Origin of the sequence: uncultured Roseobacter sp. (genome assembly GCF_947496515.1) — a bacterium.
Lineage (GTDB): Bacteria > Pseudomonadota > Alphaproteobacteria > Rhodobacterales > Rhodobacteraceae > Roseobacter.
This window is the reverse complement of sequence record NZ_CANMDB010000001.1, coordinates 583106-602770: the sequence shown is the minus strand read 5'-3', so window position 1 is coordinate 602770 and position 19665 is coordinate 583106. Positions and strand designations below refer to the sequence as shown.

At 63.1% G+C, this 19665-nt stretch carries 19 protein-coding genes; 9 read left to right on the top strand and 10 right to left on the bottom strand.

Features of this window, described 5'->3' with window-relative positions:
* Window positions 1-521: 521 nt before the first annotated feature.
* Both Q1A53_RS02985 and Q1A53_RS02980 read right to left on the bottom strand, forming a co-directional pair.
* On the bottom strand, window positions 522-2558 hold the full coding sequence (locus tag Q1A53_RS02985) for a PhoX family phosphatase (RefSeq protein WP_299962764.1): 2037 nt from the start codon (window positions 2556-2558) through the stop codon (window positions 522-524).
* 157 nt (window positions 2559-2715) lie between these two features.
* Entirely contained in the window at window positions 2716-3918 is a 1203-nt protein-coding gene (locus tag Q1A53_RS02980) for an FAD-binding domain-containing protein (RefSeq protein ID WP_299962762.1), read from the bottom strand.
* Between the two features lie 162 nt (window positions 3919-4080).
* On the opposite strand from Q1A53_RS02980, the gene Q1A53_RS02975 reads away from it, so the two are divergent.
* The 6 genes from Q1A53_RS02975 (at window position 4081) to Q1A53_RS02950 (ending at window position 8220) form a co-directional block, all read left to right on the top strand.
* Window positions 4081-4707, top strand: coding sequence for an ATP-dependent Clp protease proteolytic subunit (locus Q1A53_RS02975; RefSeq protein WP_299962760.1), 627 nt, complete (start codon window positions 4081-4083; stop codon window positions 4705-4707).
* A gap of 130 nt (window positions 4708-4837) precedes the next feature.
* Window positions 4838-6103 (top strand): ATP-dependent Clp protease ATP-binding subunit ClpX, encoded by a 1266-nt coding sequence (clpX, locus tag Q1A53_RS02970; RefSeq protein WP_299962759.1) that lies wholly within the window; start codon window positions 4838-4840, stop codon window positions 6101-6103.
* A gap of 268 nt (window positions 6104-6371) precedes the next feature.
* Window positions 6372-6755 carry a RidA family protein gene (locus Q1A53_RS02965; protein WP_299962757.1) on the top strand — a complete coding sequence of 128 codons (384 nt, stop codon included), beginning with the start codon at window positions 6372-6374 and terminating at the stop codon, window positions 6753-6755.
* Between the two features lie 274 nt (window positions 6756-7029).
* Window positions 7030-7413, top strand: coding sequence for an NADH:ubiquinone oxidoreductase subunit NDUFA12 (locus Q1A53_RS02960; protein WP_299962755.1), 384 nt, complete (start codon window positions 7030-7032; stop codon window positions 7411-7413).
* A gap of 7 nt (window positions 7414-7420) precedes the next feature.
* Window positions 7421-7867, top strand: coding sequence for an outer membrane lipid asymmetry maintenance protein MlaD (mlaD, locus tag Q1A53_RS02955; protein ID WP_299962753.1), 447 nt, complete (start codon window positions 7421-7423; stop codon window positions 7865-7867).
* A complete protein-coding gene (locus Q1A53_RS02950) occupies window positions 7864-8220 on the top strand; it encodes a DUF2155 domain-containing protein (protein ID WP_299962751.1) in 357 nt (118 codons plus the stop codon). The genes mlaD and Q1A53_RS02950 overlap by 4 nt, the downstream gene beginning before the upstream one ends.
* On the opposite strand, the gene aat is transcribed toward Q1A53_RS02950, so the two are convergent.
* The 3 genes from aat to accB are packed head-to-tail and all read right to left on the bottom strand — an operon-like array spanning window position 8184 to window position 10669.
* Window positions 8184-8816 carry a leucyl/phenylalanyl-tRNA--protein transferase gene (gene aat, locus Q1A53_RS02945; protein ID WP_299962749.1) on the bottom strand — a complete coding sequence of 211 codons (633 nt, stop codon included), beginning with the start codon at window positions 8814-8816 and terminating at the stop codon, window positions 8184-8186. The genes Q1A53_RS02950 and aat overlap by 37 nt on opposite strands.
* A gap of 10 nt (window positions 8817-8826) precedes the next feature.
* On the bottom strand, window positions 8827-10179 hold the full coding sequence (accC, locus tag Q1A53_RS02940; protein ID WP_299962747.1) for an acetyl-CoA carboxylase biotin carboxylase subunit: 1353 nt from the start codon (window positions 10177-10179) through the stop codon (window positions 8827-8829).
* Window positions 10180-10189: 10 nt separating this feature from the next.
* Window positions 10190-10669 (bottom strand): acetyl-CoA carboxylase biotin carboxyl carrier protein, encoded by a 480-nt coding sequence (accB, locus tag Q1A53_RS02935; protein ID WP_299962745.1) that lies wholly within the window; start codon window positions 10667-10669, stop codon window positions 10190-10192.
* 286 nt (window positions 10670-10955) lie between these two features.
* Here accB and Q1A53_RS02930 point away from each other — a divergent pair, with 286 nt between their 5' ends.
* Window positions 10956-11849 (top strand): hypothetical protein, encoded by an 894-nt coding sequence (locus Q1A53_RS02930; protein WP_299962743.1) that lies wholly within the window; start codon window positions 10956-10958, stop codon window positions 11847-11849.
* 370 nt (window positions 11850-12219) lie between these two features.
* Here Q1A53_RS02930 and Q1A53_RS02925 read toward each other — a convergent pair whose 3' ends face one another.
* From Q1A53_RS02925 to Q1A53_RS02905, 5 genes are all read right to left on the bottom strand, one after another.
* The gene (locus Q1A53_RS02925; RefSeq protein WP_299962741.1) at window positions 12220-12975 is read right to left on the bottom strand and encodes an ABC transporter ATP-binding protein; all 756 of its coding nucleotides are present in this window, start codon (window positions 12973-12975) and stop codon (window positions 12220-12222) included.
* Window positions 12976-12990: 15 nt separating this feature from the next.
* A complete protein-coding gene (locus tag Q1A53_RS02920) occupies window positions 12991-13755 on the bottom strand; it encodes an ABC transporter ATP-binding protein (RefSeq protein WP_299962739.1) in 765 nt (254 codons plus the stop codon).
* Between the two features lie 11 nt (window positions 13756-13766).
* On the bottom strand, window positions 13767-14966 hold the full coding sequence (locus Q1A53_RS02915; protein WP_299963068.1) for a branched-chain amino acid ABC transporter permease: 1200 nt from the start codon (window positions 14964-14966) through the stop codon (window positions 13767-13769).
* A complete protein-coding gene (locus tag Q1A53_RS02910) occupies window positions 14966-15997 on the bottom strand; it encodes a branched-chain amino acid ABC transporter permease (protein WP_299962737.1) in 1032 nt (343 codons plus the stop codon). Before Q1A53_RS02910 ends, Q1A53_RS02915 begins: the two co-directional genes overlap by 1 nt.
* Before the next feature lie 90 nt (window positions 15998-16087).
* Entirely contained in the window at window positions 16088-17437 is a 1350-nt protein-coding gene (locus Q1A53_RS02905; RefSeq protein WP_299962735.1) for a substrate-binding protein, read from the bottom strand.
* A gap of 234 nt (window positions 17438-17671) precedes the next feature.
* Between Q1A53_RS02905 and Q1A53_RS02900 the strand changes: the two genes are divergently transcribed.
* Together Q1A53_RS02900 and Q1A53_RS02895 are read left to right on the top strand one after the other, a co-directional pair.
* Window positions 17672-18964: a helix-turn-helix transcriptional regulator gene (locus tag Q1A53_RS02900; protein WP_299962733.1), complete on the top strand. Its 1293-nt coding sequence runs from the start codon at window positions 17672-17674 to the stop codon at window positions 18962-18964.
* A 316-nt stretch (window positions 18965-19280) separates the two neighbouring features.
* Entirely contained in the window at window positions 19281-19664 is a 384-nt protein-coding gene (locus Q1A53_RS02895) for a response regulator (protein WP_299962731.1), read from the top strand.
* Window position 19665: the final 1 nt, after the last annotated feature.

Sequence of the window (19665 nt, the reverse complement as noted above, 5' to 3'; positions counted from 1 at the left end):
AGAATTTTATCGCGTTCACACGTCGGGTCACCTGTTTTCGCAGGCACTTGCGCGCTCAGGCTTGGGTGTGCGGCGCTGTGTGGCGCGTAGTGCGTTCGAAAAGGTTACCCATCTTTTGCGTCACAGATGTTTTGGACGGGCGTGTGAAGGGGGTTATGAGTGTCGAAAGTGTCTTCGGGGAATTGGAGCAGATAACCGGAGTGTTGACCCTGCGTGATGGTCGGGGCCCTTGCGGCATGGCGCTGGCTTGGAACGAAGATCCGGTCAGTTGGAGCGGCTACAGCATTAGGGGGTATGAGATCGAAGCTGCCACCGGAAGGCGGGGGCGAGCGTCCATAGCGCCGAAAGTCACCTTTGAAGGTTATTTACCAAAAAAGACCCCGCACACCGCGCGGGGTCTCTGATGTGATCTGCGACGTGATGGCGGAGAGGCGCCAGCTGGGTGCCTGACCCGCAGTTGGTCCGGGAAGGACCAACTCGGCAGGGCCGCAGCTGTCACCTCTCGTGCAGGGCGTTGCAGCTCAGATGGCGATCTTGCCGCCACCCTCTTTCGTCACCACGACGACCGAGGGGCGTGGTGGCATGGCCGGGTCGAAATCGGGCCAGCGGGTCGCCGGATCCTCAAAGGTCGAGTCGCGCTCGAAGCCCCTGAAATCCTTGGTACCGTCCGTGCCCGGGTGCTGCACCGCGAGAAACAGCGTCTCGCCGCTGTCGTGGAAGTACGGCCCGCAGAGCTCGCCCCCCACCGGGCAGCGGAAGAAGAGCTTGGAATGACCGCGCAGATCGCCCGCGGTTTCCAGGCCGTAGAGCCCGTCGGATTTGCCGGTCTTGCCCCAGCTCGAGCCCTGGTCGGTGGAGATCCACAGCCGCCCGTCCGCGTCGATGGCGCAGTTGTCGGGTGAGCCGAACCAGCCGCTCTCGGAGGTTTCGGGGTTCCACTGGGCGCCCACTTCCTCGATCGTCGGATCGCCGCATTTGACCAGGATCGACCAGGTGCCTTTGGTGGCGGCATGATCCTCGCCGTCTTCCTTGATCTCGATGATGTGACCAAAGGACGATTCAGGCCGCGGGTTGGCGGCATTCACCTGATCGGGCTGACGGCGGGTGTTGTTGGTCAGCATCAGATAGGCGGTGCCGTTGGGCCCGGGTTGCGCGTCCTCTGGACGGTCCATGGGCGTGGCGCCCAGCAGATCCGCGGCCATGCGCGTGTCGATCATCACATCGCCCTGATCGTTGAACCCGTTCTCAGCTGTGAGCGGTCCTTCACCGTGCACGAGTGGCATCCATTCGACGGTGCCGTCCTCGTCAAACCGCGCCACATAGAGCGTGCCATCCGAGAAGAGCGAGGAGCCGAAGACGGCCGTGTCGTCGTTGATCGTGCCGCCGGAGACGTATTTGTACTGGTAGTCGAACCGGTTGTCGTCGCCCGAATAGACCACGAGATGGCCGTCCTTGGACACGGTCGTCTCAGCGCCTTCGTGGCGGAACCGGCCCAGAGCGGTGTGCTTGATCGGTGCGGCATCGGGGTTGCGCGGATCCACTTCGACGATCCAGCCCCAGCGATTGGGCTCGTTCGGCTCTTTGTCGATGTTCCAGCGGTCGTGGTACTTGCCCCAGGCGTACCACATGCCGGGCACGCCGTAGCGCCCGTTGCGCTTGGCCATGGCCTCTTCCATGCCGGTCACGTCGGGCTTGCCCTCGGCGTCCACCTTGTCGGTCCAGAAATAGCCGTGGAAGTTCTCCTCGGCCATCAGGTAGGTGCCCCAGGGCGTCATGCCGCCGGCGCAGTTGTTCACGGTGCCGATGACGGTCATGCCTTCGGGGTCGGCGTTGGTCTGCATCCGCGCGTGACCGGCGGCGGGGCCGTCGATTGTCATCTCGGTGTTGAGCGGCGTGATGCGGCGGTTGTACTGGCTGTCGCGGACCAGCGACCACTTGCCGTCCTCGCCTTGCGCAATCTCCACGACCGATCCGCCGTGGGCGGCCATCTCGATGTTCACCAACTCTTCGGTCATGCCCTCGAAACCCGCGCGGTCCTGACGGCCCAGGCCGGGGAACATCACTTCCTCGTTGGTGTATTCGTGGTTCACGCAGAGCAGCCCGCGGGTGCCTTCGTCATTCAGAGCGGTGAAGCCCACGTAGTCGTTGTTGTAGCCGAACTGCTTGAGCTGCGCTTCCGCCGTCTGGTTCATCACGTCGAATTCGGGTGCGTCGGCGGTGATGGGATCGCCCCAGCGCAGCAGCACGTCGGCGTTGTAGCCATCCGCGATGTGATGCTCGGTGTCGTTGCCCCAGGTCAGTTCGTCGAATTTGTAGCGGCTCGCGTCGGCACTGGCAGCGGCGCGCTTGGGCGCGACCATGGCGGAGGTGCCGAAAAGCGCTGTCGTTGCGGCAACGCCGAGCACCCCTTTGAGCATGTCGCGGCGACCGTAGCGGCGGTTGATCACATCGCCGATGGTGCGGTTGAGGTTCGGGTTCGTCGGGATGTCGTCAAAGGCCTCGAAGGCCTCTGCCTTGTTGCCATGGTCGGGATCGTTGATGATGTCTTTGCGGTTCATAAGCTTCCTCTGTCGGTGGCTCTGTTGGACGCGCCGCACCCCCCGGATGCAGCATCACTGAGGACCATCTGCATGGCGCGTGTAACGCCCATGTGACGGATCACGGCTTTTTTATGGGCCCCCCAACGGAGAGCCTAACCGCACCCCAGAGTAGAAATCAACGGATGGTTTTGAGCAGGCTGGGGATGTGTTTTTTGAACGGAAAGAAGCCTTTGGTGGCCAGAGGCCAGGCCGCATCGTCGTAATCGCGCCGGATCTCCACGAGCTTTGGCGCATCGGGCGTGGCGCGCAGAGCGGCCAGAACCGTGGCAACGGGACCGGTGGGGGCGGCTGCCGTGACGATTTGCTGCAGGTCGTGTTGCCGGGCCCAATCGATGATCTCGCCAGCCGTGCGCATCTGACCGCCTGCGGTGCCCAGCCGCTCTGCCCAGCGGGTCTGCGTGTCCCCGGTCGCGGCGTCCCGGAACGCGGTCACATGCGGCGCGGGCATCAGGGGGGAAGGGGCCTCGGGCGTCAGGACCGCATGGGTCAGCGGTGTCACCCGCTCCAGCACGAAACCCGGGCTGAGGTCTGCGTCATGCAGCAGGAGCCCGCTGCGCAGGCTGCTGGCCGCATGACCCCGGGGCGGCAGCGGCCGGGCGTCGGGCGCGGGAGGCGCGCTCAGCGCCGGGGCCTCACCGGCCAGCTGGTATTTGGGGTGAAACCGGCCTTCGGTGAATTTGGAGATGTTGCTGGTGCGCGCCAGATAGGTCTTGCCCGGGGTCTGGATGCCCGCAACCCACCGCCATCCCAGCGTGTTGGATGCAGGGTCGCCGTCCAGCAGATGCCGCAGGAAGAAATCCGCGCCCAGCTCCCACGGCAGCTCCAGCGTGAAAATCCAGATGGAGGCAAACCACATGCGCGCGTGGTTGTGCAGATAGCCCGTCTCCGCCAGTTCCTGCGCCCAAGTATCGAAACAGTCGATGCCGGTCTGGCCGCTGCAGGCCTCCTCCCACCGCGCGCGCAGGCCCGACTGGGTCTGTACCGCATCCCACTGCCGGTTGAGATCCGCGCGGTACTGGTCCCAGACACCGGGACGCTGCATCAGCCAGCCCACCCAATAGGTCCGCCAGAAAACCTCCTGAATGAACTTCTCCGCCGCTTGCGGGCTGTGACGCACCAGCACGGCCTCCAGCACGTCGCGTTCGGTGATCAGACGGCAGCGCAGGTACGGTGACAGCTGCGAGACGCCCGTGTGACGCCCGGGGCCGAGGTCATAGTTGCGCCGCGCTGCGTAGTCGCGCCCGGCGTGGGGGACGAATCGTGCGAGCCTTTCGAGGGCGGCGGTTCGGGTCGGCGGGAAATGATCAAGCGCTGTCATCGCAAGCGATCTAGCGGGCCGCTCTGCGGGATCAATGCCACCGCGCGCTGCTGCCGTGTCGAGGCCCGCGGCCCCTTGCAGCCCCCCCGCACCGATACTAATAGTTGAGTAACGCTTCGCGCGGTATGGTCCGGGCGATTACCAAATGACAGGCATCCCCACATGAACGATCCAATCGACACCTACATGAACCTTGTCCCCATGGTCGTGGAACAGACCAGCCGGGGCGAGCGTGCCTATGACATCTTTTCGCGCCTGCTGAAGGAGCGGATCATCTTTCTGTCGGGCCCCGTGCATGACGGCATGTCCCAGCTGATCGTGGCGCAGCTGCTGCATCTGGAGGCGGAGAACCCGTCCAAGGAAATCTCCATGTACATCAACAGCCCCGGTGGTGTGGTCACCTCTGGCCTCTCGATCTACGACACCATGCAGTACATCAAGCCCAAGGTCTCGACCCTGGTGATCGGGCAGGCGGCTTCCATGGGATCGCTGCTTTTGACCGCGGGCGAGCCCGGCATGCGGTTCTCGCTGCCCAACTCCCGCGTGATGGTGCACCAGCCCTCGGGCGGCTACCAGGGGCAGGCGACGGATATCATGATCCACGCGCAGGAGACGCAAAAGCTGAAGACGCGGCTGAATGAAATCTACGTGAAGCACACCGGCCAGACCCTGAAAAAAGTCGAGGATGCGCTGGAGCGGGACAACTTCATGTCTCCCGAAGAGGCCAAGAAATGGGGCCTGATCGACGAGATTGTTGAAAGTCGCGGCAAGGAGAGCAGCGAAGACTAGGACAGCTGCGGCATGGTTGCGGGTTTACCATTTAGCGATTGTGGACCTGCAGACGCTGGCCTAAACTGACATAGTAGGGCTAGGCAGACGTCAGGTGCTGCCTTGGGATACAGGACCTGAAAGGGTTGACATGGCAACGAATTCGACAGGCGACAGCAAAAATACGCTCTATTGCAGCTTTTGTGGCAAGAGCCAGCACGAGGTGCGCAAGCTGATCGCGGGTCCGACCGTCTTCATTTGCGACGAATGCGTCGAGCTGTGCATGGATATCATCCGGGAGGAGACAAAGGCCTCCGGGCTCAAGTCCACCGACGGGGTGCCCACGCCCAGCGACATCTGCGAAGTGCTCGATGATTACGTGATCGGTCAGGCCACCGCCAAGCGGGTGCTGTCGGTCGCGGTGCACAATCACTACAAGCGGCTCAACCACGCCCAGAAGGGTGGTGACATTGAGCTGGCGAAGTCCAATATCCTGCTGATCGGCCCGACCGGCTGTGGCAAGACGCTGCTCGCGCAGACGCTAGCGCGGATCCTGGATGTGCCCTTTACCATGGCCGATGCGACGACACTGACCGAAGCGGGGTATGTGGGTGAGGATGTGGAGAACATCATTCTCAAGCTGCTGCAGGCCTCCGAGTACAATGTGGAGCGTGCGCAGCGCGGTATCGTCTACATCGACGAGGTCGACAAGATCACCCGCAAGTCGGAAAATCCCTCGATCACCCGCGATGTGTCGGGCGAGGGGGTGCAGCAGGCGCTTCTGAAACTGATGGAGGGGACGGTTGCTTCCGTACCGCCGCAGGGCGGGCGCAAGCATCCTCAGCAGGAATTCCTGCAGGTGGACACCACGAACATCCTCTTTATCTGCGGCGGTGCTTTCGCGGGTCTGGACAAGATCATCGCGGCGCGCGGCAAGGGGTCCGCCATGGGCTTTGGTGCCGACGTGCGTGATAATGACGAGCGGGGCGTGGGCGAGATCTTTACGGATCTGGAGCCTGAGGATCTGCTGAAATTCGGGTTGATCCCGGAATTCGTGGGCCGTCTGCCGGTGCTGGCAACCCTCGAGGATCTGGACGAGGACGCGCTGGTCACCATCCTGACCCAGCCCAAGAATGCGCTGGTCAAGCAGTATCAGCGGCTCTTTGAGCTGGAGGATACGGCGCTGACCTTCACCGATGATGCGCTGTCAGCGATCGCCAAGCGCGCGATTGAGCGCAAGACCGGTGCGCGGGGGCTGCGGTCCATTCTGGAGGACATCCTGCTCGACACGATGTTCGATCTGCCGGGTCAGGACAGTGTGACAGAGATCGTTGTCAACGAGGAGGCCGTGGTGTCCGATGCCGCACCGCTGATGATCTACGCCGACACAGAGAAGGAGCCCGCCAGCGCCGGTTGAGACCGGTCCTTTGGGACGGACGTGCAAAAAAGGCGGGCATCGAGCCCGCCTTTTTTGCTGGGCGCACCGCGGAGGATGTGGCGCTGTCTTGTCGGGCTGGGTGGCTGGCACGGGCGTCGGGCCGACCCGGTAGAATTGTCGTTTATCGCGCGGGTGTGGGGACGCGACCTGCAGCACAGCGGAGGATGTGCGTTCCGTTTGCGGGGTGATCTTGTTCCGGTAAGGACCAGTGTGCCAAGGGGTGGGACGTACAAAAAGGGGAGCAAGAATGGGTTTTCGCAGGATCGCGTCAGGCGGCGCATTCGAGCCGCAGATCGGATATTGCCGGGCGGTCGTCGCCAATGGCTGGGTGCATGTGGCGGGCACGACCGGTCAGGGGCAGACGGTCGTCGCGCAATGCCGCTCCGCGCTGGAGATCATCGGCGATGCGCTCACCGAGGCGGGGACAGATTTCAGCCACGTGGTGCGGGTCACCTATATGCTGCCGGACCGGACCGAGTTCGCCGCTTGTTGGCCACTGCTGCGGGCGGCCTTTGGCGATCATCCCCCCGCGGCGACCATGATCGAATGCGGGCTGATCACCCCCGACCTTCGGATCGAGATCGAGGTGACGGCCGTCCTGCCCGACAGTCGCGCGGGCGAGACCGTCTGAGCGAGAGGGTGCGTAGCGCGCGGCAGGTCGGATGCGGTGGCTTGCGCGGTATTGGAGCTTCTTTTTTCCATATTAGTTATTTGAAACAGTATTTTGGCCGATATTTCTCAAGCTTCAGATGAAGATCGGGGATGCGGTGTGCTCCGCTTACGCTCGCGCCGGAAGGGCGGTGAGCGGATCTCTACGATGCCATCTATTTCCACCGACGCTATTGCTGGACGTTTACCCGACAATCAGCCATATGTGAGACAAGCTTGCTGAGCGGAGGCACTCCATGGGACTTCTGACATCTCTTTTGCGCGCCGTCACCTGGTGGAACGGCCAGACGCTGAACACGCAACTGTGGACCTGGCGCAATGGTACCAAGGTGGGCGAGGACGGCCAGGGAAATATCTTTTACGAAAACAAGGACAAGAGCCGCCGCTGGGTAATTTTCAACGGTGAAGCGGAGGCGAGCCGCGTGGATCCGGAATGGCACGGGTGGCTGCATCACACCTGGGAAGCGCCGCCCACGGAAGCGCCCCTGGCGCGCAAATCTTGGGAGAAACCGCATCAGGAAAACCTGACCGGCACACCGCTTGCCTATGCGCCGAAAGGATCCATACGCCGCAGCGATCCGGCCGAGCGGCGCGACTACGAAGCCTGGTCACCGGAGTAACAGCGACATGGCAGAGAACACCACCGAAGTGCTGGTTGGCGCGGGCGTGCTGGCAGCCGCCGCAGCTTTCGTGATCTACGCAGCGCAGGTCACCGATTATCAGAGCGGCTCGGCCACCTATCCGCTGCAGGCGAGCTTTCGCAGCCTCGAAGGGGTCAGCGTCGGTACGGACGTGCGCCTCGCGGGGGTGCGCGTGGGGTCTGTGGCTGCGGTTGATCTGAACCCCGAAACCTTCCGCGCAGAGACGACGGTCGCGCTGCGTCAGGGCATCGACATCCCCGATGACAGCGCCATTGTCGTGTCCTCCGAAGGGTTGCTTGGCGGCAACTTCGTGGAGATCATGCCGGGCGGCTCACCCTTCTTTTTCGAGGCGGGTGACACGATCACCGATACGCAAGGGGCGGTGAGCCTCGTGTCGCTCCTGCTCCGGTTCGTGAGCGGCAGCGGCGAATGATCCGCGCGGCGGCTTTCCTTCTTGCGGTTGTCGCGGGTAGCGCGTCGGCACAGCAGGTATCGGAGGCCGATGGCGTGGTGCTGCGCGGGCTCGACAAGATCAGCGGTCAAGTCTACGACATCGAGATGCGGGCAGGGCAAACGGCGCTGTTTGAGCAGCTGCGCATTACGGTCACCTCTTGCAGATACCCGGTTGGCAACCCCTCGGGCGATGCTTTCGTCGCACTCGACGTGGCCGATGCGACCCATGGGGGCCGCGTGTTTTCCGGCTGGATGATCGCGTCTGCGCCCGCGCTCTCGGCGTTGGATCACGCGCGCTATGACCTCTGGGCCATGCGCTGCACGACCTCCTGAGGGCTGCGCAGCGGCGGATCCGTAAAGGACGCCTGCATCGCGCAGGCAGCGCGCAGCGCACGGTGATAATCGGCCCGCGACACCTCGACACCGCCCAGCGACGCCAGATGCGCCGTCAGGAACTGAGTATCGAAGAGCTGAAAGCCGCCCGAGCGCAACCGGTCCACCAGGCAGGCCAGCGCGATCTTGGAGGCGTTGGTGCGGCGCGAAAACATGCTCTCACCGAAGAAGGCAGCCCCCAGCGTCACCCCGTAAACACCTCCGACCAACACGCTGCCGTCCCAGACCTCCAGTGAATGAGCATGCCCTGCGGCGTGCAACGCGGCGTAAAGGCTGTGAATTTCGGCGTTGATCCAGGTGTCTGCCCGGTCGGCGCAGCCCTCCAGCACGCCTTCGAAGTCCTGATTGATGCTGATCTCCAGCGCGGTGTTCCGCATCGCCCGGCGCAGGGAGCGCGAGGCGTGAAAGCCCGTGATCGGCATGACCCCGCGTCGTTGCGGATCGACCCAGAAGATCTCCGGGTCGTCGCGGTGCTCGGCCATGGGGAAAATCCCCGCCGCATAGCTCTGCATCAGCACGTCCGGTGTCAGTCGCACCGCGCGTGGATCAGGCGTCGCGGAGATTGGTGCTCAGCCAATGCTCCAGCCAGTGGATGTTGTAGTTCCCCGAGAGAACCGCGTCTTCCTGCAGCAGCGCGTGAAAGAGCGGCACGGTGGTGTCCACACCGTCCACGATCAGCTCACCAAGGGCCCGGTTGAGACGCGCCAGCGCCTCGGGCCGGTCGCGCCCGTGAACGATCAGCTTGCCGATCAGGCTGTCGTAATAGGGCGGGATGCTATAGCCGTCATAGAGGGCAGAATCCATCCGAACGCCGAGCCCGCCGGGCGTGTGGTACTGGGTGATCCGACCGGGGCAAGGGGCGAAATCGGGCAGTTTCTCGGCGTTGATCCGGACCTCGATGGCGTGACCGTTGATGTCCAGATCGTCTTGGGAAAAGGACATGGGCAGCCCGGCGGCAACGCGGATCTGCTCTCGGACCAGATCGACGCCAAAGACCGCTTCGGTGACGGGGTGTTCCACCTGCAATCGGGTGTTCATCTCGATGAAGTAGAACTCGCCGTTTTCGTAGAGAAACTCGATCGTGCCCGCGCCGGCGTAGTCAATCCGGGCAACGGCCTCGGCGCAGGTCTTGCCGATGGCTGCGCGTTCCTCGGCGGAGATGGAGGGCCCGGGCGCTTCCTCGAAGACCTTCTGGTGGCGCCGCTGCAGCGAACAGTCCCGCTCTCCCAGATGCACGGCGCGGCCCTTGCCGTCGCCAAATACCTGGATTTCGATGTGTCGCGGTGTGGTGAGGTATTTCTCGATATAGACTTCATCATTGCCGAAGTTGGATTTGCCCTCCGCCCGGGCGGTGCGAAAGGCTTTTTCCATCTCGGCGGCGTTCTGCGCGACCTTCATGCCACGCCCGCCGCCGCCTGCCGTGGCCTTGATGATCACCGGATAGCCGATCTCTTCGCCCAGACGCTGGGCTTCCTCCAGCGTGGCGACACCGCCCTCAGATCCCGGCACGCACGGCACCCCAAGCTTGCGCATGGTTTCCTTGGCGGTGATCTTGTCGCCCATGACGCGGATGTGCTGCGCGGTGGGGCCGATGAACGTAAGATCGTGATCCTCCACCACCTGCACGAAGCCCGCGTTTTCCGACAGGAACCCATACCCGGGATGGATGGCCTCGGCGCCGGTGATCTCGCAGGCGGCAATGATCCCGGGGACCGACAGGTAGCTTTGCGTGCTCGACGGCGGGCCGATGCACACGCTCTCATCCGCCATGCGCACGTGCATGGCGTCACTGTCCGCGGTGGAATGCACGGCGACGCTGGCGATGCCCATCTCGCGGGCGGCGCGTACGACGCGCAAGGCGATCTCGCCTCGGTTGGCAATAAGGATCTTGTTGAACATCGCGCGCGCCTTATTCCACGATCACGAGCGGGGTGCCGAATTCGACGGCGGCGCCGTCTTCAACCAGAATGCGTTTGACGGTGCCCGCGCGGGGCGCGGGGATGTGGTTCATGGTCTTCATCGCCTCGACGATCAGCAGCGTGTCGCCTTCGGCGACGCTGGCGCCCACGGTGATGAAGGAGGCGGCACCCGGTTCGGCCTGCATATAGACCGTGCCAACCATCGGGGATGTGACGGCACCGGGATGGTCTGCGGGGTCGTCACTGGCCTCTGCCGGGGCCGGCGCTGCGGCGGGTGCCGAGGCGGCGGCAGGGGCCGCAACCTGAACGCTGGCCGGTGCTTGCTGCAGATGGCGGCTTACGCGCACGTTCAGGCTGTCGTCCGCGCCATAGTCCCTTTTTACCTGCAGTTCCGTCAGATCGTTTTCACGCAGCAGTTCGGCCAGGGCCTGTATAAAGGCCACGTCGGCATCATGGTTCTTTTTTGTCATTTATGTCCTCGACCATTCGGGGGAGCCGTCTTTGCTGGGCTCTTTGTCCTCAATCCCTCTATAGGCGAAGGCCTTGGGCATGAAAACCCGCCTGTTTACGTCACGTGAGTTGCCGCGCCGCACCCGAGTAGTGGTCGGGGGAGGTGTCATATGCTTATGGCGAGGCGTTCACGGCTTGTAAGGATTTCTGGCGGATGCTGTCGGGGTCGCAGAGAATCCTGCAGAGTTTCTGGGCCCGCCGGTCGTGTCGAATGCCAACCGCGGAGCGATGCGGAGGGTGCGCGCGATGCAGCTTTCAGGGTTTGGCAGCAGCTTCACCGGTCAGTTGAGCGGTTTGCAGACAGGGCGCGTACGGCAGGTCACGGCCATCAGCTTTTCGGAGCTGGGCGGCGGGCGGGACATCCACGGGCCGTCAATTTCAGTCTCGGGGGTCCCTGATCACGGCATGCCCGGGGTCTATGCGGATCCCGGCAGGCCGATGTCGTCCTCGGACATGTACTCGGATTTCTCGCGCCAGCTGCGCGATGTTCTCACACAGGAGGCGACCCGGTTGGGCCAGTCCCTGCGGCAGGTGATCGAGGCGGTGAGCGGTACCGCGCTGCCCCAGGATATGACGCTGGATCAGATCAAGGCGTCCGAGCTGTGGGAGGGGATGCCCGAGGCCGTGAAGGAAGGTGTGACCGCCTACGAGACCGCGCTGGCCAGTGCGGGGGAGGCCTTGCGTCTGGATGCGGCCCGGCGCAGCGCGGCAGAAGGGGATCAGCGGCGCGCTGAATTCGACGGCCTGGTGGACCGGGCGGTTGCCGATCAGGTCGATGCCAAACTGATGATACTGCGCGCGGCCAAGCTGATGGAGGCGGAGATATCGCTCGCCAAGCTGGCGTTGTTCGACACCGGTGATGGCAAGATGGTCGAGCGAATGCGCGCTGTCGCGCAGGGGGCGACGGAGGTGGAGCTGCTCAATCTTCGGTCGGACATGATCAAGGATATGAAAAGCGACATCGACCGCGGTAAGCTGGTGGTGACCGGAACGCAGACCCTTGTCTGGGCGCATGAAGCCTTCACGGTCAAGCAAGGCACGGCCGATAACCTGTCGGTCTTTGTGGAGACGCGCGATCACGTGGCCGCAGCGTCGCTCTCGGTGCATGCGACCGGGTCCGCTGTGTCGCTGCGGGTCTAGGGTCAGGAGCACCTTCAGCGCAGATATGATGAAAGTCTCCGGTTTGCGCCGCGCGGGAGTTCTGGTTTCCCTCTTCTGGTTTCAGGCCACGTCCGTGGCTTGATTAGGCGCTTTTTCGGGAATGTCGGTTTTGTCCATCGGCAGCGTCACCTCTATCCGAGAGGACGGCACTGTTCCCGGGCAGAGATGCCGTGACATCGGTAAAACCTGACAAGCTGACGGTGGAAGGTTCAACGGGTCTGGGTCCCAAAAGTGGGAAACACACCGTGACGTCACACGTCCAGACCAAGACCCGGTCAGCGGTCGCAGGGGCCTTTCACACTCCGTCCAGTTTCAGTGACCACGACCGAGAGGTGCCGCCACGCTGGCATCAGATGGCGAGATATTCTTCCCGCAACTCCTTGTTCTCCAGCACTTCCGCCGCGGTGCCGTCAAAGACGATGCCGCCTGTATCCAGGATCACGGCCCGGTCGGCCAGTTGCAGGGCGCGTACGGCGTTTTGCTCGACAAGGATCGTGGTGATCCCTTGTTCCTTGATCACGCGGAGCGTCTTTTCGATCTCGTCTACGATCACCGGGGCGAGCCCTTCGTAGGGCTCATCCAGCAGCAGCACCTTGATGTCGCGGCAGAGCGCCCGGGCGATGGAGAGCATCTGCTGCTCGCCGCCCGAGAGCGTGACACCCTCCTGCGTGCGGCGTTCGCGCAGGCGGGGGAAGAGGTCATAGACCCGCTCCAGCGACCAGCCGATGGGCGGGGCGATCTGGGCCAGCTTGAGGTTTTCCTCGACCGTGAGCCCGGCGATGATCCGGCGGTCTTCGGGCACGAGGCCGAGGCCCGCCTGGCTTGCCTCATGGCTGGCCATCTTGTGCAGCGGCTGGTGGTCGAGCCAGATCTCGCCGCGCTGCACTTCGGGCGCGTCCAGCCGTGCAATGGCGCGCAAGGTGGAGGTCTTGCCCGCGCCGTTGCGGCCAAGCAGCGCGAGGATCTCGCCTTCGTGGACGTTAAAGCTGATGCCCTGCACGATGTAGCTCTCGCCGTAGTAGGCGTGCATGTCCCAGACGGACAGGAAAGCCGGGGCCGTGGCCGCCTGATTGGCGTTCTTGGAGAAATCGGGTTTGACGTTCATGTGACTGGTCCTTCCTCAGGCCGCATCCTGGGTCTCGCCCAGGTAGGCTTCGCGCACCTTGGGGTTGCCCTTGATACGGTCGGGTGTGTCCTCGACCAGCGGCGTGCCTTGTGCCAGCACAGTGATCCGCTCCGCGAGGGAGAACACCACATGCATGTCGTGCTCGATGATCGCGATGGTGATGTCACGCTCTTCGCTGATCTGCTTCAAGAGGTCGATGGTGTTGTTGGTATCGGCCCGCGCCATGCCCGCGGTGGGCTCGTCCAGCAGCAAGAGCCGCGGTTCCTGGGAAAGGCACATGCCGATTTCCAGCCGCCGCTTGTCCCCGCGCGACAGGGAGCCTGCGTGCATGTGGCGCTTGTCCGCCATGTTCATGTCCTCCAGCATCTGTTCTGCGCTGGCAATCACGTCGCGCTGCGAGGGGATCGTGGCGATGGCGTTCATCTGAAAGGCCCCGTCGCGCTTGGCGAAACAGGGGATCATCATGTTTTCCATCACGCTCAGATCGGCGAAGATCTCGGGCGTCTGGAACACGCGGGAAATGCCCATCTGATTGATCTCGTAGGGTTTGCGCCCCAGGACAGATTTCCCGTCAAACATCACCGACCCGGTGTCCGGGATCAGCTTGCCCACGAGGCAGTTGAGCAGCGTTGATTTGCCTGCCCCGTTCGGTCCGATGATCGCGTGCACCGTGTTTTCCGCGATGCTCAGGTTCACGTCCCCCAGAGCCTGCAATCCGCCAAAGCGCTTGCCGACGTTCTTGACCTCGAGAATGCCCATTGCCTGTCTCCTTATTCCGCGGGGGTCGTCTTGCCGTCGGGTTTGTCACTGCTGGGCTTGCGGCGCTTGAACAGCCGCGCGACGCGCTGGCCACCCTCGACCAGCCCGCCGGGCAGGAAGATCACCACCAGCATGAAGACGATGCCCAGCGTCAGGTGCCAGCCCTTGCCGATGAAGGGGTAGACCATGGAAACGAGGAAATCCTCGATCCCGTCGGGCATGAAGGCAAACCACTGGTGCAGGATGCTTTCGTTGATCTTGGAGATGATGTTTTCGAAATACTTGATGAAGCCCGCACCCAGCACCGGCCCGATCAGCGTGCCCGCCCCGCCCAGGATGGTCATCAGAACCACCTCGCCGGAGGCAGTCCAGAACATCCGTTCGGCGCCCACCTGGGTGTCCATCGCCACCAGCAGACCCCCTGCGAGCCCCGCGTACATGCCCGAGATCACAAAGGCCGCGAGCGTGTAGGGTTTGGAGTTGAGCCCGGTGTAGTTCAGCCGCTGCTGGTTCGATTTCACCGCGCGCAGCATCATGCCAAAGGGGGATCGGAAGATGCGGATGGAGACGTAGAAGGCCACCAGCATGACCACTGCCGCCACGTAATAGCCCGCGTTGAAGGTAAAGACCCAGTCCCCCATGGTGATCTGCGTGCTGTCCTTCATGTCGAGACCGAAGAGGTTGGCGCGCGGTGTCTCGCCGGGCGGCAGGTCGCCGTCTAGGATGCGCGGATCGGTGTATTTCGGCTGCAATCCGGTTTCGCCACCGGTGATCGGCGTCAGCACGGAATAGGCCAGCGAATAGGACATCTGTGCGAAGGCCAGCGTCAGGATGGAGAAATAGATCCCCGAACGGCGCAAGGAGATCCAGCCCACCAGCAGCGAGAAGAGCCCGGCGACGGCCACCGATACGATGATGGCGGGGATCACGTTCATGGTCAGCAGCTTCATCATCCAGATCGCGGCATAAGAGCCGACACCCAGGAACGCCGCGTGGCCAAAGCTGAGATAGCCCGTCAGCCCAAAGAGGATGTTGAAGCCGATGGCAAAGATGCCAAAGATCACCAGCCGCTGCATCAGATCCGGGTAGCCCGCGTTGAACTGCGCCATGGCGGAGCCTTCGGGGAAGGGGTTCAGGATGAAGGGCGCAAAGAGGCACAGGACGGCCACGATGATCAGAAGCGTGAAGTCTTTTTTCGTCAGACCCATGATTAGTCCTCCATCACGCCCTTGCGGCCCATGAGGCCGCGGGGACGTGTCAGCAAGATGATGATCGCGACCAGATAGATGATGATCTGGTTGATGCCGGGCAGGGTCTCAAGCACGATGGCCATGGAGGCAAAGCTCTCCAATATGCCCAGCAGGAAGCCTGCGAGCACGGCCCCGGGCAGCGAGCCCATGCCGCCCACCACCACCACGACGAAGCTCAGCACCAGGAAATCCATGCCCATGTGGTAGTTGGGCGAGTTGATGGGCGTGTACATCACCCCTGCGAGCCCCGCGACGGCGGCGGCGATACCGAACATGATGGTAAAACGCTTGTCGATGTTGATGCCCAGAAGGCCCACGGTCTCGCGGTCGGCCATACCAGCCCGGACGACCATGCCAAAGGTGGTGAATTGCAGGAAGGCAAAGACCGCACCGATGATCACAGCGGCGAACATGAAATAGATGATCCGCCAGTAAGGGTAGATGATGCTGCCCGGATCAAACCCCAGCATCGCGCCGAAATCGAAAGAGCCGGTAAAGGCGGAGGGGGCGGGTGTGGGAATGGGGTTGGCGCCGTAGAAATACTTGATGATCTCCTGCAGCACGATGGCCAGACCAAAGGTCACGAGGATCTGGTCCGCGTGCGGGCGCTTGTAGAAGTGCTTGATCAGCCCGCGTTCCATGGCAAAGCCGATAAAGACCATGACCGGGATCGCAAAGAGGATCGAGATGGGCACCGCCCAGTCGATGATCGCATCGCCCGTGGTCTGCCCGAAGATGTCATAGAGGTAGGGCACATCCACTTTCAGCGGATTGCCCAGGAAATCGGTGCGGGTCTCGTCCACGACTTCATGGCTCAGCGTCAGGATCCGGCTGAGTGTGACAGCGCAGAAGGCCCCGATCATGAACAGCGCCCCGTGAGCGAAATTCACGACCCCCAGCGTACCGAAGATCAGCGTCAGACCGAGCGCGATCAGCGCGTAAGCCGAGCCTTTGTCCAGACCGTTGAGAATCTGCAGAATGATTGCGTCCATGGTCGCACCTTCATGAAGCGAGTGAATGCCCCGATTGCCCCGGGGCAGGACAGGGCGACGGCATTGCGCCGCCCTGTATCTTGGGTCGGATCAGGCGCCGGGGTTGCAGGTGCCTAAGGAGCCGCCCGCGAACTGCGGATGATCCGGCGCGTATGTCACCTGATCGACGGGTGTGACCTCGACGATCTCCAGCAGGTCGAACTCGGAGGTGGGGTTCTCTTTCCCCTTCACCACGAGCACGTCCTTGAAGCACTGGTGATCCTCGGCGCGGTAGAGCGTCGGGCCGTTGCCCATGCCGTCGAACTCGAACCCTTCGAGCGCTTCGACCACACCGCAGGGGTTGAAGGTGCCCGCGCGTTCGCACGCATCCGCATAGAGCAGCGCCTGAACGTAGCACGTGTGCGCCGCCTGGCTGGGCGGGAAGCCGTATTTCGTGCCGAAGGATTGCACGAAGGCCTTGCTGCCCGGATCCTGCAAGGACCAGTGCCAGTTGGTGGAGCCGAAGATGCCCTTGACGTTGGCACCCGCACCCTTGGCCATCAGACGGCTGTAGAGCGGGACGATGATCTCGAACTGCTTGCCGTTGACCATCCGGTCGCGCAGGCCGAACTGCACCGCGTTGGTCAGAGAGTTGACCATGTTGCCGCCGTAGTGGTTCAGCACCAGCACATCCGCGTCCGATTGCAGCACCGGCGTGATGTAGGCGGAGAAGTCGGTGGCCGTCAGCGGGGTTTTGACGGCGTTCACGGTGTTCCAGCCCAGTGCCTCGGTAGAGGAGCGCACGGCTTCCTCGGTGGTGTAGCCCCAGTTGTAGTCTGCGGTCAGGTGGTAGGCGTTGCGGTCGTTGCCGTAGGCGTTCGACAGCACGGGCGCCAGAGCAGCACCGGACATGTAGGAGTTGAAGAAGTGGCGGAAGCCATTGGCCCGCTTGTCCTTGCCCGTCGTGTCATTGGAGTGCGTGAGGCCCGCCATGAAGATCACGCCTGCCTCCTGGCAAAGCGCCTGTACGGCCACGGCCACACCGGAGGACGACCCGCCGGTGATCATCACCGCGCCGTCCTTTTCGATCATGGACTTGGCAGAGGCGCGAGCCGCGTCGGATTTGGTCTGCGTGTCGCCCGTGACGTATTCGACCTTCTTTCCCAGGATCCCGTTGCCCTGCAACGCCTTGGACGTGAAAGTGTTCAGCATGCCGCCGTCGCCGCCGCCGTTCAGATGCTCGACAGCAAGCTCGTAGGCGCGCAGTTCGTCCGCGCCCTCATCCGCATAGGGACCCGACTGTGGCACGTTGAAGCCCAGTGTGACGGTGTCGCCCTGTGGTGCGTTCAGATAGCCCGCGTGCGCATCGGCCCGCAGATATGTCGGCAGCGCGATGCCCGCAGCACCGGCAACAGCGCCCGAGCGGATCAGCCCGCGGCGCGTGAAGTTAGAGTTCGACATTAAGTTCCTCCCAATTTCATTAACACCGGCGTGACGTACCCCTCCGTCGTCCGCCGTGCGGCATAGATATGCAAATCTATGAGGCGGGGGAAAAGAAAATTCCGCAACAAGTACCTTGAATTGCTCAATTATTCTGTCAATAAATCGACAGGATCACGGGGTGATTTGTAAATTGTGTGATGTTGCGCCGCAGAAACCCGTTGAAAACGCGCGATATTGCCAGGGGAGGATGCCATGGCAGGCGAAGGGTTGACCGGTAGCCGCATCCGGGAGCGGCGCTCCGTGGTGGGGCTGCGTCAGGCGGAGCTTGCACGTAATCTGGGAATTTCAGCGTCCTACCTCAACCTAATCGAGCACAACCGCCGCAGAATCGGCGGTAAACTGCTGCTGGATGTCGCGCGGCTGCTCGGCGTGGAGCCCTCCGCCCTGACCGATGGCGCAGAGGCCGCGCTGATCGCCGCCCTGCGGGAGGCGGCAACCGCGGCGGGTCTGCCAGCGGATGAGGCCGCGCGGGCGGAAGAACTGGCCGGGCGGTTCCCGGGCTGGGCAGAGGTTCTGGCGCGCGGCCACCAGCGGATCGGTTCGCTGGAGCGCACGGTGGAGACGCTGGCCGACAGGCTGACCCACGATCCGCAACTGGCCGCGTCGGTGCACGAGGTGCTGTCAACCGCGGCGGCGATCCGGGCGACGGCCGCGATCCTGGCGGATGAGGAGGATCTGACGGACGACTGGCGCGACCGGTTCCACGCCAACATCAATCAGGACAGCCGTCGTCTCGCCGATAGCTCCAAGGCGCTGGTGCAGTATCTGGATGCGGGTCAGGGGGTCGAGGATGCAGGCGCCAGCCCTCAGGATGAGGTCGAGGCCTTTCTGAAGGAACATGACTACATCTTTCCCGCTCTGGAAGAGGGCGCGCAGCAGCCCGATGACCTGATCGCCGCGGCTGATGGCAGTTTGAGCTCGGTCGCGGCCCGGCAGATCGCGCAGGGCATTCTGAGCCAGATCGCCCGCGATGCACTAGCCGCCCCGATGCAGCGGGTCGAGGCACAGGTGTCGGCTCTCGGACCTGACCCAATCGCGCTGGCCGAGGCGCTGCAGGTGCCGGTCAGCACGGTACTGCGGCGTCTGGCGGCATTGCCGGGGCTGGATGCCGGTCTGGTGGTCTGCGACCGGGCGGGCAGCCTGCTGTTTCGCAAGTCCGCCACGGATTTTGTGATCCCGCGCTACGGATCTGCCTGTGCGCTCTGGCCGCTTTTTGGGGCGTTGTCCCAACCCGGACGGGTCAGCCGCAGCAGCGTGGTTCAGCTGGGCCGGGGGCGGGCAGGCTTTGAATGTTTCGCGGTGGCCGAGCCCCGCGATGCGCCCGGCTATAATGAGGCCCCTTTGGTGCAGGCAACCATGCTCGTTCTGCCCGATCCGGATGCGGACAGCCCGACGGCAACGGAGGTCGGGTCGGCCTGTACCGTCTGCCCGCGCGCCGATTGTCCGGGCCGGCGCGAACCCTCGATCCTCAGTACGGAGATCTAGGCTTCCGGTCCTTCACTGCAGATCCGGCTTTAGGAGCGTATACTGCGGGCCGGGCTTGTTTGAAATATCACCAAATGCGACGCCCGTAGCCGGGCCGTGGTTGTTTGCGCCTCAAGAAGCGCGGGTTGCCCCGTCGTCCTCTGTCTGACACCGCGCCAATGTGGCCGAGCGAGCAGACCGCGGGACGAAAACTCACGTGCCGTCAGGCGTCCGAGACCTTTGACAGGTCAGCGGAAAGCGTCGATAGTTTGATATGGCCCCGGGAGGAGACGGACATCTAGTCCGCAGGGGGCCTGCCTCGGGGGAGGAGGTTGCCATGGGAAAGCATGTTCTGTTGGTTGAGGATGAGCTCAACATCATCGAAGCCATGCGTTTTTTGCTCAGCCGGGAGGGCTGGCAGGTCGATACGCATTCAGACGGTACGGACGCGGTAGAGGTGATAAGGGCGCGCAGGCCCGATCTGGTGGTGCTCGATGTGATGCTGCCGGGGCGCAGCGGGTTTGATATTCTCGATGATCTGCGCGGGGATGCGGCCACCGCGGATCTGCCGGTTCTGATGTTGACCGCTCGGGGACAGAGCCGGGATCGGGAAATGGCGGAAAAAGCGGGTGTAAACCGTTTCATGACCAAGCCTTTTTCCAACACCGAAGTGCTGACGGCGGTGCGCGATCTGCTCTACGTGCACGCGCAGAGGGGCTGAT